14 protein-coding genes are annotated in these 14217 nt (G+C 33.4%); 5 read left to right on the top strand and 9 right to left on the bottom strand.

Annotation, left to right across the window (positions count from 1 at the left end; genetic code table 11):
* Positions 1-40 precede the first annotated feature (40 nt).
* Positions 41-481: a DUF4268 domain-containing protein gene (locus AC5ZCW_RS16650; protein WP_343542141.1), complete on the bottom strand. Its 441-nt coding sequence runs from the start codon at positions 479-481 to the stop codon at positions 41-43.
* 92 nt (positions 482-573) lie between these two features.
* Here AC5ZCW_RS16650 and AC5ZCW_RS16645 point away from each other — a divergent pair, with 92 nt between their 5' ends.
* The gene (locus AC5ZCW_RS16645; RefSeq protein ID WP_496120887.1) at positions 574-1218 is read left to right on the top strand and encodes an NUDIX hydrolase; all 645 of its coding nucleotides are present in this window, start codon (positions 574-576) and stop codon (positions 1216-1218) included.
* A 132-nt stretch (positions 1219-1350) separates the two neighbouring features.
* Positions 1351-2160, top strand: a complete 810-nt coding sequence (locus AC5ZCW_RS16640; protein ID WP_274255990.1) for a lysophospholipid acyltransferase family protein — start codon at positions 1351-1353, stop codon at positions 2158-2160.
* 84 nt (positions 2161-2244) lie between these two features.
* On the opposite strand, the gene AC5ZCW_RS16635 is transcribed toward AC5ZCW_RS16640, so the two are convergent.
* From AC5ZCW_RS16635 to AC5ZCW_RS16625, 3 genes are all read right to left on the bottom strand, one after another.
* On the bottom strand, positions 2245-2877 hold the full coding sequence (locus tag AC5ZCW_RS16635) for a DUF8845 family protein (protein WP_177210258.1): 633 nt from the start codon (positions 2875-2877) through the stop codon (positions 2245-2247).
* Positions 2878-2885: 8 nt separating this feature from the next.
* Positions 2886-3380 (bottom strand): RNA polymerase sigma factor, encoded by a 495-nt coding sequence (locus tag AC5ZCW_RS16630; protein WP_008462500.1) that lies wholly within the window; start codon positions 3378-3380, stop codon positions 2886-2888.
* A 152-nt stretch (positions 3381-3532) separates the two neighbouring features.
* Positions 3533-4594 (bottom strand): DUF3810 domain-containing protein, encoded by a 1062-nt coding sequence (locus AC5ZCW_RS16625; protein WP_496120886.1) that lies wholly within the window; start codon positions 4592-4594, stop codon positions 3533-3535.
* 178 nt (positions 4595-4772) lie between these two features.
* Between AC5ZCW_RS16625 and AC5ZCW_RS16620 the strand changes: the two genes are divergently transcribed.
* Positions 4773-6233, top strand: a complete 1461-nt coding sequence (locus tag AC5ZCW_RS16620; protein WP_496120885.1) for an aminoacyl-histidine dipeptidase — start codon at positions 4773-4775, stop codon at positions 6231-6233.
* Positions 6234-6301: 68 nt separating this feature from the next.
* Here the strand turns inward: AC5ZCW_RS16620 and AC5ZCW_RS16615 are convergent, their stop codons facing one another.
* From AC5ZCW_RS16615 to AC5ZCW_RS16600, 4 genes are all read right to left on the bottom strand, one after another.
* The gene (locus AC5ZCW_RS16615) at positions 6302-6640 is read right to left on the bottom strand and encodes a DHCW motif cupin fold protein (RefSeq protein WP_496120884.1); all 339 of its coding nucleotides are present in this window, start codon (positions 6638-6640) and stop codon (positions 6302-6304) included.
* Positions 6641-6731: 91 nt separating this feature from the next.
* A complete protein-coding gene (locus AC5ZCW_RS16610) occupies positions 6732-7514 on the bottom strand; it encodes a carboxypeptidase-like regulatory domain-containing protein (RefSeq protein ID WP_496120883.1) in 783 nt (260 codons plus the stop codon).
* Positions 7515-7687: 173 nt separating this feature from the next.
* Positions 7688-9601, bottom strand: a complete 1914-nt coding sequence (locus AC5ZCW_RS16605; protein ID WP_343542128.1) for a DEAD/DEAH box helicase — start codon at positions 9599-9601, stop codon at positions 7688-7690.
* Between the two features lie 203 nt (positions 9602-9804).
* On the bottom strand, positions 9805-10383 hold the full coding sequence (locus tag AC5ZCW_RS16600; RefSeq protein ID WP_496120882.1) for a non-canonical purine NTP diphosphatase: 579 nt from the start codon (positions 10381-10383) through the stop codon (positions 9805-9807).
* Between the two features lie 77 nt (positions 10384-10460).
* Between AC5ZCW_RS16600 and AC5ZCW_RS16595 the strand changes: the two genes are divergently transcribed.
* Entirely contained in the window at positions 10461-12239 is a 1779-nt protein-coding gene (locus AC5ZCW_RS16595; RefSeq protein ID WP_496120881.1) for an ABC transporter ATP-binding protein, read from the top strand.
* Here the strand turns inward: AC5ZCW_RS16595 and AC5ZCW_RS16590 are convergent.
* Entirely contained in the window at positions 12220-12603 is a 384-nt protein-coding gene (locus AC5ZCW_RS16590) for a ribosomal maturation YjgA family protein (RefSeq protein ID WP_496120880.1), read from the bottom strand. The two genes, AC5ZCW_RS16595 and AC5ZCW_RS16590, sit on opposite strands and share 20 nt — an antisense overlap.
* Positions 12604-13036: 433 nt before the next feature.
* On the opposite strand from AC5ZCW_RS16590, the gene AC5ZCW_RS16585 reads away from it, so the two are divergent.
* Positions 13037-14215, top strand: a complete 1179-nt coding sequence (locus tag AC5ZCW_RS16585; RefSeq protein WP_496120879.1) for a glycoside hydrolase family 88 protein — start codon at positions 13037-13039, stop codon at positions 14213-14215.
* Positions 14216-14217: the final 2 nt, after the last annotated feature.

Here is a 14217-nt window from a genome sequence, read left to right as displayed (position 1 = left end):
TTTAGTAACTTAGAACCTTAGTATCTCAGAACCTCAGAAGCTACAAAGATTCAACATCCTTAATAAACTCATCATATTCTAAATAGAACATTTCGAGAGCGTGCATATTTTCGTTGAAAAAATCAAAAATAGTATCCCAAGTGTTTTTATTGCTGAAACCAACGCCAAGTTTTTCAACCCAAATTCTGCTGATGGTTTTACCGCTTTCTAAAGTGTGATTTTTCTCAAAGACTAAATCTTTAATAAATTCTTCCTCTAAAATGTTTTTTAAAGCTTCTAGTTTTTCGAAATACGCAATGCGTTTTTCATCACTTCGCTGTTCAATGTCAATTAAAACTTGAGCCTTTTTGTTGTCAACATAAAACTTAAAAGAAAAGTCTTTGATCTTTGTATCATAAAGTACCCATTTACGAGGATATTTTTCGGCAAAAGCTACCCAAAATTCTCTTTTTATTCTTTGCGATTCTTCTTTGCTGTACATTTTTTTAGGCTTTAATAATAGAAAACTTGTGGTACTGCGTTTTCTGGAGTATATTTATGTTTTATTTGAAAGTACAAAAATAAGCTTTGATTATGAATTTTCAAGACTTTTTGAAATATGTTCCCAATATAATTCCTGTAGAGCTGCCAGCAGTAACCTCACATTTAAAAATGGCTCCCAAAGAACGTATAGAAGGATTAAAAAATCTTGATATCGAAGCGTTGAACGCCAGAATGGCTGGAGTAATGATGCTGTTTTATCCAAAACAGGAAAAAACACATTTGGTGTTGATTGTTAGAAATGCTTATGATGGAGTTCATTCAGCTCAAATTGCCTTTCCAGGTGGAAAGTACGAGAAAGAAGATCTGAATTTTGAAACGACTGCACTTAGAGAAACACATGAAGAGGTTGGAGTTGCAAGGGAAAAAATTGATATCATTAAACCTTTCTCCCCAATGTATATTCCTCCAAGTAACTTTTTAGTGCATCCTTTTTTGGGTATTGCAACAGAAGAGCTTTCTTTTTACCCCGATATAAGAGAGGTAGCTGGAATTATAGAACTGCCTTTGTCTGTTTTTTTAAATGATGATATTATTATCGAAGCCAGATTATCAACTTCTTATGGGGCAAATATTTTAGTTCCAGCCTTTAATATTCAGAACCATATTGTTTGGGGAGCCACAGCGATGATTTTGAGTGAATTGAGAGATGTTTTGCAAGCAGTTATTGCAAAATAAATTTGATAAAGTTTATTTAATGATTTGATATTCATTTGGATAACTCTTAATTGGAGAAATTGTTTTATACTGTTGCTAAAAGAATAATTTTTGTATGTTTGCGACCTAACAAAAAAATAAGATAAATTAGTTATGGGATTGTTTAAGCGAAATCCTTTTGGGCATATATTATTCATCAAGAAATGGTTAATCCGAGTTCTAGGTGCGATGACTCATAAGAGATATAGAGGTTTTAACGAATTGCAGATTGAAGGATCTGAAATTATTAAAACACTTCCAGACACTAATGTTTTATTTATATCCAATCACCAGACTTATTTTGCAGACGTTGTCGCGATGTTTCATGTTTTTAACGCCAGTTTATCTGGGCGTCAGGATACAATTAAAAATATTGGTTATCTGTGGCAGCCTAAAATGAATATTTATTATGTTGCGGCAAAAGAGACTATGCAAGCTGGATTGCTGCCGAGAATTTTGGCTTATGTCGGTGCAATTACCGTTGAACGAACATGGCGCGCAAAAGGTGTTGATGTTACCGAAAAAAGAGAAGTAAATCCAAACGATACTGAAAATATTAGAATTGCGCTTGAAGACGGTTGGGTGATTACTTTTCCTCAAGGAACTACAAAATCATTTAAGCCTGTTCGTAAAGGAACTGCACATATTATTAAACAGCACAAACCGCTTGTTATTCCGATTGTAATTGACGGTTTCCGCAGATCATTCGATAAAAAAGGGCTTCGAATGAAGAAAAAAGGAATTTTACAGTCGTTCATTATCAAAGAACCTCTTGATATTGATTATGAAAATGACACTATCGAACAAATCGTAGAAAAAGTAGAATACGCAATAGAACAGCACCCATCATTTTTAAAAGTTATTCCTGCCGAAGAAATCAAAGCACAAGAAGAATTGAATAAAATGAGGCAATGGGATTATTAAAAGTTGATTATGTTTTGTTTCAAGTTTAAGGTTTCAAGTTGAAAAAACTTAGAATCTTAGTATCTCAGCGTCTTAGAAACTTTTTCAGAAATCTATCTTTTTCAACTCTTTGTAATTTGCGTACAATCTTCTTAGAAGAGTTCCGTAGATAATTCTATAGAAACACCAGAACAATCCGAAGAAACCTAAGATTACTAAGAATAGAATCCCGATTGTTACAAACATTGCTTTTCCGTTCATGGCAAGTTTGTTTCTTAAAAACTCCATGTCTGGATTGTAGACAAAAGCAATAAAGAAGCTCAAAATGGCTGTAATTACAATCATTCCTAAATTGTACCAAACATAATATTGTACTGTTTTACGAGTTCTTAAAATAGCGCTCATTAGAGATTTTGTGGCTATTGTGGTCGAAATGGTTTTATAATTTTTATAGAAAATGTAAACAAAAATTAAAACGACAACATAATTGAAATACGTTAAAAACTCTAAAGCTGTTACAATTTCAGGATGGTTCATTTTGTGCAGTACATCATCTGTATTGATAAAAATGTTTGAAAATGTCCAAAATGAAATCTCCAAAATACTGATAATCAAAATCCATTTTACAATGGAAGATGACTTTCTGTGAATCATCTTGTAGATTTCGTTTTCAGAAATTTGTTGAAAAGAACCTGAGTTCTTTTGCCAGTCTTTTTTTAGTAAATCCAGTTCTTTCATAATAATTTTTAAGGATTTAGTATTTTTTTAAGTTTCCCTTTAATTCTGTTCATTTTCACACGCGCATTCACTTCGCTGATTCCTAAGGTTTCAGCTATTTCTTGATAATCTTTGTCTTCTAAATACATAAAAACTAATGCTTTTTCGATGTCATTTAATTGATAAACTGCCTTGTACATCAGTTTTATCTGTTCCTCTTCTTCATAATTGTAGTCAACATCTTTTACAAAATGCTGATGATTTTCATAATCTACGGTCGATATAGTTCTTTTGGTTTTGCGGTATAAGGTAATCGCTGTGTTCAAGGCAACACGATATGTCCAAGTCGAAAATTTACTGTCGCCTCTAAATTTTGGATAAGCTTTCCAAAGCTGAATGGTAATCTCTTGAAAGAGATCTTTATGAGCATCTTCGCCAGCAGTATATAATCTACAAATCTTGTGGATTATATTCTGATTTGCCTGCAGCTGCGCAACAAATGACTGTTCTAGATTTTCGCTCATAATGTATTAGTAGTTATGAAATCATTTTTGTTACAGTTGAGTTTATTTTTTTTGCCATAGATTGAACAGATTTTAATGATTTCTATTTTTAGACTAAATGATTAAAAGAGATTAGAAATCATCTTCAATCATTTAAACTATGGCAAAAGAAATTATAGTTGCCTTGTTTTATAATAGTTAATCGTCAAATCGATGAACTTACTATAGCTTTTCATTCCGTCTTTTTGGTTATTTGTTTTTAAAAAACTATCCCATAGAAAATGAAAACCTTCGTCTATAAATGTGTCGTATTTTTTCCAGAAATCTTGGTCTTCTTGGTAGTTTTTTAAAATTCCAGTATTTACTTGTTTTTTTAGTATTTCAAAAATTTTCTCGTTTTTAAACTGCCAGATTCCGAGACAATAGCGTAATGCAAAACTATATCCTGCATATTGATAATATAAATTGTCATTTTTGACAGAAGCCAAAAGACCAATAAAATTGCATTCACTTTCACTTGCAAAACCAATCTGATGTGCCATTTCATGAGATGTAGTTAGCGGAAAAGTGTACATTGGCAATAAGTCGTTAATTTGCGCTTCGTTTGTAAATGGATTTAAATAACCGCCAAATCCCATATAAGTTAAAGGAAGGCTAAATAGTGATTTTTTTACGCTTAATGTTTTGTATTTAAAATAGGGATGTTCTTTTGCTAAATTATCATAACCGTTTATAATCATGTTAAATGACTCTTTTTGTGAATATGGAAAGACAATTTTAGAGCTTTTATTTTTTGTGATTTGAAACTGAACTTCATTCGTCTTTGCAATTAATCTTTTAGTGAAAGCCAAAAGATCGGCATCGGTATATTCTCTTTTGATTTCCATTTTTTCAAAAAGAGGTTTGCGATAATAATTGAAAGCCCAAAGCAGATGGAAGAAAAAGTAAAAAATAGAAATTTTGCCTATTATTTTTAAAAGATGATCTTTCCAATTAGTCTTCCATGTTCCCTTTATTTTCCAAAACCAGCTAATTATAGAAATCATCAAAATAGCATAAATTATGTCGCCGACAGAAAACGGAATATTACCTAAAACTGTTCTAGAAAAATGTGAAATCCTGACGAATAAATTTTTACTGTAAAAACCTTCAACAAAATCTGGAAAGTATGGAAGGATTTTATAAAAAATGATTTGAATAATTAGAAATAAAGGTAAAACGTATTTTGATTTCACAAGGTAAATTTTAGATACGTAAATATAAACACAATTATTTATAACTAAAAAAGAATAGTATTTGTGAATTTTGATTTTAAAGTGGATAATTAGTGCTAATTCGTGAAATTTGTGGCGAAAAAAAATATAAACTTTGTAACTTTGAAGCTCTTAATTGTTAAACATCAAACATAATATAATGAGTCAAGAAATTAGAAATCTGGAACCAAAAGCACTTTGGAACAAATTTGCAGATTTAAATGCTGTTCCTCGTCCATCGAAGAAAGAAGAGCGTGTAATTGAGTTTATGAAAAACTTTGGAAACAGCTTAGGTTTAGAAACTTTCGAAGATGAAATCAGAAACGTAATCATTAGAAAACCGGCAACTCCAGGAATGGAAAACCGTAAGCCAATTGTAATGCAAGGACATTTAGATATGGTGCATCAAAAAAATGCAGATACTGTTTTTGATTTTGATACTCAAGGAATCGACATGTATGTGGATGGTGACTGGGTTCGCGCGCGCGGCACAACACTTGGAGCTGATAATGGGTTAGGAGTAGCGACTATTATGGCAATTCTAGAAAGCAAAGATATTCCGCATCCTGCAATTGAAGCTTTATTTACAATTGATGAAGAAACAGGAATGACTGGAGCTTTAAATCTAAAAGGCGGAATTCTGCAAGGTCAGATTTTATTGAATTTGGATACAGAAGAAGATGATGAAATTGATATTGGATGTGCTGGTGGAATTGATGTAACGGCTACAAGAACATATCATGAAGAAGAAGTTCCAGAAGGTTCTGTTGGTTATACTATTACAGTAAAAGGCTTAAACGGGGGGCATTCAGGAATGGATATTCATAAAGGTTTAGGAAATGCCAATAAAATCATGAATCGTTTATTGTTTGATGCATTTGAAAACTTTGGTTTACAGATTGTAGAAATCAACGGTGGAAGTCTTAGAAATGCTATTCCAAGAGAAAGTGTTGCTAAGGTAATTATTTCTCAAATGTTTGATGAGGCTTATGTTTATGATATGCAGGAGATTATTTCTGATATCAAAGCTGAATATAAAACAACTGAACCAAACTTATCAATTGAAATCGTAAAAGGTGATTTACCGGAAAAAGTAATGGAACTTGGTGTTCAAGAAGGAATCATCAGAGCGATTTACGCAGCGCAGAATGGAGTTTATAGAATGAGCGCAGATATGGCCGATTTGGTTGAAACTTCAAATAATATTGCTCGTGTTGTTATTAAAGATGGTGAAATTTTAGTTGGATGTTTAACACGTTCTTCTGTTGAATCTTCAAAATTTGATTTGGCTAATTCGTTACGTTCTGCTTTTGAGTTAGTTGGATGCGAAGTTGAGCTTTCAGGTTCTTATCCAGGTTGGACACCAAACGTAAACTCTGAAATTTTAGAAGTTCTAAAAGAAATCTACGAAAAACAAAACGGAGAACAGCCAAAAGTTGTGGCTTGTCACGCTGGTTTAGAGTGCGGAATTTTAGGAACAAATTATCCTGATATGGATATGATTTCTTTTGGTCCAACAATTCACGGAGCGCATTCTCCAGACGAAAGAGCAAGTGTTTCTTCTGCTCAAAAATACTGGAAATTCGTATTGGAAATCCTTTCAAATATACCAGTTAAATAATATTAGTTTTCAGTCACAGTCTCAGTACTCGGTTTTGTAAAACTGTATACTGGGACTGTAAACTGAGACTAAACTAAAAAGTCCCCGTCTATTATTAGCAATTCGACACCTTTAGTTGTAACAGAGCGATGAGAACTCATATCGTCAGAAACAATATAAGTCATTCCTTTTGTTAATGTCATTTTTTCACCGTTATCTAATTCGCTGATGAAATCTCCTTTCAAGCAATGCACTATGTGTCCTTTTTGGCACCAGTGATCGGCAAGATAATTTTTACTGTAAACGACTTTTCGAACACGTAAACCTCCTAATTGTATGGTCTGCCAATAAGCAGTTCCAGTTTCTCCTGTGTGTTCTATTTTTTCGATTTCACTCCAATCAATCGTCTGAAAAGGTATTGTAGACATTTTTTTTGTGGTTTTGTTGGTTAGTAGTTATATTTAAAACAAAAAAAATCCTCAATTTTAAAAATGAGGATTGATTTTTTATGTTGTGAGTTTAATTTCGTTTCAAAACTTTATACTGTTCGTAACAAGCACTGATTGCATCCATAATCTGAAGATCGTTTGCAGATTGAATGAAAGAATCAGAATAGTTGCAACGGTGCATAATTTCAGGAATTTCATCTTTGCTGATACCTAGTAACACTGCAACCGTTTCGCGATCGTATTTGGACTCTAAAAGCGTTCGTACAGTATCGTCTTTTTTCATTTCCTTTAGCTTCTTGAGTTCCTTACCATTCTTTCCAAAGAAATTATAAAGCATATCGGCGGGGTTAAAAATCGAACCGAGAACCTTTCCAAAAGCATTTGGCGCATATTCTCCCGCTTCATAACCTTGCGTAAGACCAGAAATACTGTAGCGATAGTTTTCTTTAGTTGGAATCAATTTAGAGTCAATTTCAAGATATCCTGTTAGAGAAAAAGGAGCAATAACAACTTCTTCCAAAGCAATTGCTTTTTCAGTAAGTTGAATTCTAGTTACTTTATTTTTTATCCAGTCATTTGTGACCCTGATTCTTAGCGATTGAAATCCTAGAATAGAAAAATGAAGCGTATCATTGACTTGCACATCAATTTCAAAATACCCTTTTTCGTCAGATTTTGCACCACGTACTTTATTGGTGTTAATGATATTTACTCCAGCAAGTGGCTGTTTGCTGTCGTCATTAATAACGTAACCTGAAACTCTTTGTGGAACTGTTGGTTGTGTATCTTGCGCATCTTGTGCAAAACCAATGTGAGCGAGAAGTGTAAAAAAGAAAACTGCGAAATATTTCATATCCTGATTTAAAGCACTAAAAGTAGTAAATCGGGATTAAATATCTCATAGTCTTGGAATTTAATTATAAGAAAATTAACAAAGGCATTGATAAGATTATTAGATATAAGAAAAAATCCCAAATTCCGTATAAAATTGGAATTTGGGATTTTGTATTTTAAGAAATTGAATGATTAATCTCTTCTAGATCTTCTTGGTCTTGAGCTATCGCCGAAGTTTTCTGAACGTCTTGGAGCTCTATCTGAACCACCCTCACTTCTTGGAGCAGAGCTTCTGAAACCACCTTCTCTTCTAGGAGCTGAGTTTCTATCACCTCTAAAACCTCCGTCACGAGATCCGCCTTCGCGTGATCCGCCGTCTCTTGAAGAATTTCTATCGCTTCTGAATCCGCCTTCACGTCTTGGAGCGAAGTTTCCTTCTCTTCTGCCAGAATCACGTCTTCCGCCACGGTTGTTGTGGTCACGTCTTCCGCCACCATCATTTTTAGAAATCTCAACATTGATACGACGACCTTCTAATTGTACGTTGTTTAAAACGTCCATTACTTTGTCTGTATGCTGTGGATCTGTATTGAAGAAAGAGAATCCTTCTTTAACATCTACTTTAAAGATATCATCACGACCTAAATCTAATGTTTCTTTCAAGTAATCTTTTAATGACATCCAGTCGAAGTTGTCTCTAGAACCGATGTTTACAAAATAACGAACTGCTCCGTTATTGCTGAATTCTCTTGGTTCAGAATCACCTCTTTCGCGTCTTTCTCCACCTACAGAAATATCTCTATTTTTCTTGTAATAAGTGATGAAACGGTTAAATTCTACTGAAACCATTTTCTTAATCAATTCTTCTTTAGATAAATCTTCAAGAACATTGTTGATTGCTGGTAAATAGTTGTCAATTTCGTGATCAACCTCAGTATCTTTAATTTTGTTTGCTAAGTGTAATAACTGAATTTCGCAGATTTCGATTCCAGATGGAATAGTTTTTTCTTCGAATTTTTGTTTGATGATTCTCTCGATAGAAGAAATCTTACGTAACTCACTTTTTGTAACAATTACAATAGAAGTACCTAATTTTCCAGCTCTACCAGTACGACCAGAACGGTGGTTGTAAGTTTCGATTTCGTCAGGTAATTGGTAGTTCACAACGTGAGTTACGTTGTCAACGTCAATACCACGTGCAGCAACGTCAGTAGCAACAAGCATCTGAATTTGTCTTCCACGGAACGATTTCATTACACCATCACGTTGTGCTTGAGATAAATCTCCGTGTAACGCAGCGGCGCTATATCCATCTTCAATTAATTTCTCTGCAATAGCTTGCGTGTCTCTTTTTGTACGACAGAAAACTACAGAAAAAATATCAGGATTAGCATCGGCTAAACGTTTCAAAGCTTCGTAACGATCACGAGCATTAACTAAATAAAATTCGTGAGAAACTGTAGATGAACCTGAATTTTTAGTTCCTACAGTAATTTCTAGAGGATCGCTCATGAATTGTTTTGCAATTCTAGCAACCTCTTGTGGCATAGTTGCAGAGAACAACCATGTGCTTTTTTCATCTGGAGTATCTGATAAAATAGATACAATGTCATCATAGAATCCCATGTTTAACATTTCGTCAGCCTCATCCAAAATACAGTAATCTATATTTTTAATGTTTACTAGACCTCTGTTAATCATGTCTTGCATTCTTCCTGGAGTTGCCACAATAATTTGTGCACCTCTCTTTATTTCTCTTGCTTGCTCTGTTATACTAGCTCCTCCGTAAACTGCTACCACATTAATACCTTTTTCGTATTTTGAGTAGTTTTTAAGTTCGTTAGTAATCTGTAAACATAACTCGCGTGTTGGCGATAAAACTAATGCTTGTGTATTTCTGTTGTCGGCATCAATTTTTTGAATTAGCGGAAAACCGAAAGCTGCCGTTTTCCCTGTCCCTGTTTGAGCCAACGCAACCATATCCGTGTCTTTTTCCAATAATAGGGGAATCGCCTTTTCCTGTACCTCTGACGGATTTTCAAATCCTAGATCTAAAATCGCCTTCAGTAACGATTCATTCAATCCTAATTGTTCAAATTTATTCATATGTGTTTTAAAATAGGGTGCAAAATTACTGCTAATTATTCAGATAAACTAATGCAATTTTAAGAATTATGTATTTGTTAAGAATTGATTATCAAAAAGTTACATTTTTGTTGAAATAAATTTTCGTGTTAAATGAAGAAATATGCCAAAAAACACGTCTCAAAATCTAAAATTTAGCTAATAAAATGTTGTATTTTAAACAATTATTTTGTGGTGCTCAGAAAATCAATGAGTTGCTTAACTGCTTTTCCACGATGGCCTATAGTGTTTTTGGTTGTTAAAGGCAATTCTGCAAAGGTCTCATTGAAATTTTCAGGTTTAAAAATAGGATCGTAGCCAAAACCATTTGTACCAGTTTTGGTTAAGGTGATTTCTCCTTTTGCAATCCCGGTAAACAAATATTGCTTTCCATTCAGGTTCAAAGTGATAACGGTCTTGAACTGGGCGCTGCGATTTTCTTCATTTTTTAATGCGTCTAAAAGCTTGTTCATGTTGTCGTCTGCATTTTTTTGTTCACCTGCATATCGCGCAGAATAAACTCCTGGCTCTCCATTTAATGCATTTACTTCTAGACCTGTATCATCTGCAAAACAATCATAACCATATCTTTGAGTTACATAATTTGCTTTTAAAATAGCATTTCCTTCTATGGTGTCAGCTGTTTCTGGAATATCTTCCAAACAATTAATATCTTCTAAACTCAATATTTTTATGCTTTCAGGAAGCATGCTTTGAATTTCGGCGATTTTATTTTTGTTGTTTGAAGCGAAAACGAGTTTCATAAGTATAATGTGTTTAAATGATTTTCAACACAAATTTAGAATTCTTATATTTGATATGTTAGCTAAAATTCAAATAAATGCAATTATCAGTACTTTATAAAAAAATCTTGCCTTTTGTAAAGCCGTATCGAAAAATGGTAATTGCAACTTTACTGCTAACTTTCTTGGGTTCGTTTGCGGCGCAGGTAAATGCTGTAATCTTAAAATATACTGTAGATACTATAAACAATTTAATGGTTGCACACGAACCTTTATCCAAAGGATTTCATTTACTCGGAATCATTAGTATCGTTTTGTTAACTAAAGAGTTGGTTAATTCTGTGGTTCAATTTGGACAGAAATTCTACGGAGAAAAACTCCGTATTTTCATTACGCGTGATATTTCGCAAACTATAGTAGAAAAAATTCTAAGTTACCGAATGGAGTTTTATACTTCTGATGAAAATGAAAGCGGAAAACTGCAGACCAGAATTGATGCTGGAATTAGTAGTTTGACCAGATTGGTTCAAAACTTCTTTATTGATATTCTGCCTTTGTTTGCCAACGCTTTTGTGGCTTTAGTAATTATGTTTTATGCCAATGTTTATGTGGGTTTGGTGAGTTTATGTATTATTCCGATTTATTTTTATATCAGTCAATTGCAGGCAACGAGATTGAGCGGATTTAGACGAAGAATGCGCAATTATCGTGAAACTAAAAACAATGGAATCATCAGTTTAATTGAATCGATAACGGTAATAAAATCTTTTGTACGTGAGTCTACAGAAGCCGATCGACACGAAAAAATTCAGTTTGAAATGACCGAAAATCAGCTGCAGACAAGAAAGACTAGCTTTATTTTTGAAAGCATTAAAAGCTTTGTCGAACAGATAGGAGTGGTAATTATCATTATTCTGACTGCTTATTTTGTTTTGAATAATCAAATGACAATTGGTGCCATAATGTTTCATATAATGCTGTTTAATAATGTTTCGTCGCCAATTAGGCAATTACACCGAATTTATGACGAGGTAAATGACGCTTTGATTTATTCTGAAGGATTCTTCGATATTTTAGAAGCAGAAAAAGAAGTGGAAACAAGCGGTGATTTTATCCCGGAAAAAGTTGTTGGATTGATAGAAGTAAAAAATGTAGATTTTGTATATCCAAACGGAACTCAGGCGCTTTACGATATTAATTTCACTGTAAAACCAAATGAAACAACAGCTTTGGTTGGATTAAGCGGAGCTGGAAAAAGTACGATTATTAATTTATTGGATAAATTTTACTTGCCTTCGTCTGGTCAGATATTTTTGGATGGAGTTGATTTGGTGGAATACAATACAGATTTTTTGCGTAAAAATATTGGTCTAGTACTGCAAAAAAATCATATTTTTAAAGGTACAATTGCAGAGAATATTTTATACGGAAAACCTGAAGCTTCCAAAGAAGAAGTTATAGAAGCGGCAAAACAAGCCTATATTCACGAACAGGTAATTCAGTTGCCAAAAGGATATGATTCTGATGCACATTTGCTTTCAGGCGGCCAGCAACAACGTATTGCAATTGCTAGATTATTTCTCAAAAATCCACCAATCATTTTCCTCGATGAACCAACAGCAAGTTTGGATGCTATTGCAACAGAGCAAATTAAAAAATCGTTAGATGCCATTAAAAAAGATAGAACCGTGATTATTATATCGCACAGTATTTCCCAGATTATTGATGCTTCTAGTATTATAGTTTTAGAAAAGGGAAGATGTGTAGAAAAAGGAACTCATGACGAATTGTATGATAATAAAGGAACATATCATCAGATATTCATGGCAATGGCAAACAGTTTAAATATCGAAAAAATTACACAGACTTTTGATTGAGATAATGCAAGGTAAATTTCTCAGTTATAAAAACCACAAGGGTTCCAAAAGTATAAGCCATGATATCTTCCCAAAGAAATCCCTGACCTAAAACATATCTTCCAAAAAGTGTTTTTCTGAGTTCTATCATCCATTCGCCTTGATACAATTGTAGAAATTCAATTCCGTAACAAATCAATAAAGAAAGCAACGCAATTCCGAAAGCATTTTTAAACGGAAGAAATATCCGAATTAAAAAATAAATCATTATAGCATACAGAAAATCGCCTATCCATAGAGGGATAAAAGAGATTTTTCTGGAAAGGATTCCGAGGAAAATGATACTTAGAAAAACTATCAAATAGTAGATTCTGGTTTTGTTCAAGTTGAGATTGGGTTTTGGTTAAAGCAAATGTATGTAATCAGTTGTAATTTTTCTTTGTCAAAGTTTAAAAACAAGAGTGTAAGAAATGTTTAGTTTTACACAGAATAGCCACGATTTTTGTCATTTCGACGAAGGAGAAATCTTCACAAGTAACTCCGCATCGAAAGTCCAATCTTTGTCGAGCTTCTTACGGAGATTTCTCCTTCGTCGAAATGACAAAAATGCGTAAAAAGCAACTTTATCATTTATTTTTTATTAAAATACCTTATAACTTTAGTCTTAAACTTTGACAAAGAGGAAAGAGGTATAGAACATGAATAAAGCCTAAATAAAATGGTACACCAATAATCCACATTTAGGTAACAAAAAGTACAAAAACTTAAAGGATTCACTTTATTTTATAAATTTATCGATTAAACAAACTATCAACCACATGAAGGCAAAATTTTTTACCCTGATTGCAGCTTTGTTTCTCTTAGGAAATCAAGGTTATTCTCAAAAAGACAAAACGTTTAATATTAAAAAACAGTTAGATTATTGCGCAGAACAAGCTTCTAAAACATTAAAAGTAATTCCAAACGACGGTACTTCTCCGAGAACAGTGCCAAACGGAAGTAAAGAATGGAAATTTGTCGGTTATAAAGACTGGACAAGCGGATTTTGGCCTGGAGAATTGTGGTTTTTATATGAAGCTACAAAAGATAAAAAATGGGAGAAAGACGCCGATAAATTCAGTCGTTTTTTAACGCCTCTATCTGTAAGTAAAGCTGCGGATCATGATTTAGGTTTTCAAATTTTTAATAGTTTTGGAAATGGGTACAGATTGACTAAAAATCCAGAATACAAACAGATTGTTTTAAGAACTGCTGATACATTGGCAACACTTTTCAATCCAAAAGTGGGAACAATCCAATCTTGGCCTCACAATAAAATGGGCGGACACAATACTATTATAGATAATATGATGAATTTGGAGCTTTTGTTTTGGGCTTCAAAAAATGGCGGAAGTAAAAATTTATACGACATAGCTGTAAAGCATGCCGAAACCACAATGGCAAATCATTTTAGACCAGATAATACTTCATATCATGTTGTGATTTATGATTATGAAACTGGAAAAAAGATAAAAGGAAGAACAGCGCAAGGATACAGTGATGATAGTATGTGGGCACGCGGTCAGGCTTGGGCGATTTATGGTTTTACAATGACGTATAGAGAAACAAAAGACGTTAAGTTTTTAGATTTTGCCCATAAATTAGCACGTGTTTATTTGGATAAATTAACTACGGAAGATTTAGTTCCGTATTGGGATTTTAATGCGCCAAATATTCCTAATGAACCTCGAGATGCTTCGGCGGCGGCGATTGTTTCGTCTGCACTTTTAGAATTAAGTTCGTATACAAAAGACAAGAATTTAAAAACTGAATATTTGACAAAAGCTAAAAAGATGATCGTTTCGCTTTCAGATCATTATCAGAGTCATGATGTCAATTCGGCATTTTTATTGCATTCAACAGGACATAAACCAGCAAACAGTGAGGTAGATTGTTCTATAAATTACGCAGATTATTACTATCTTGAGGCATTATTAAGACTTCAAAAACTAAAATAGAA

Source organism: Flavobacterium sp. PLA-DH12 (assembly GCF_059511845.1).
The sequence above is the reverse complement of the archived record's forward strand: the minus strand, read 5'-3'. Positions and strand labels throughout refer to the sequence as shown.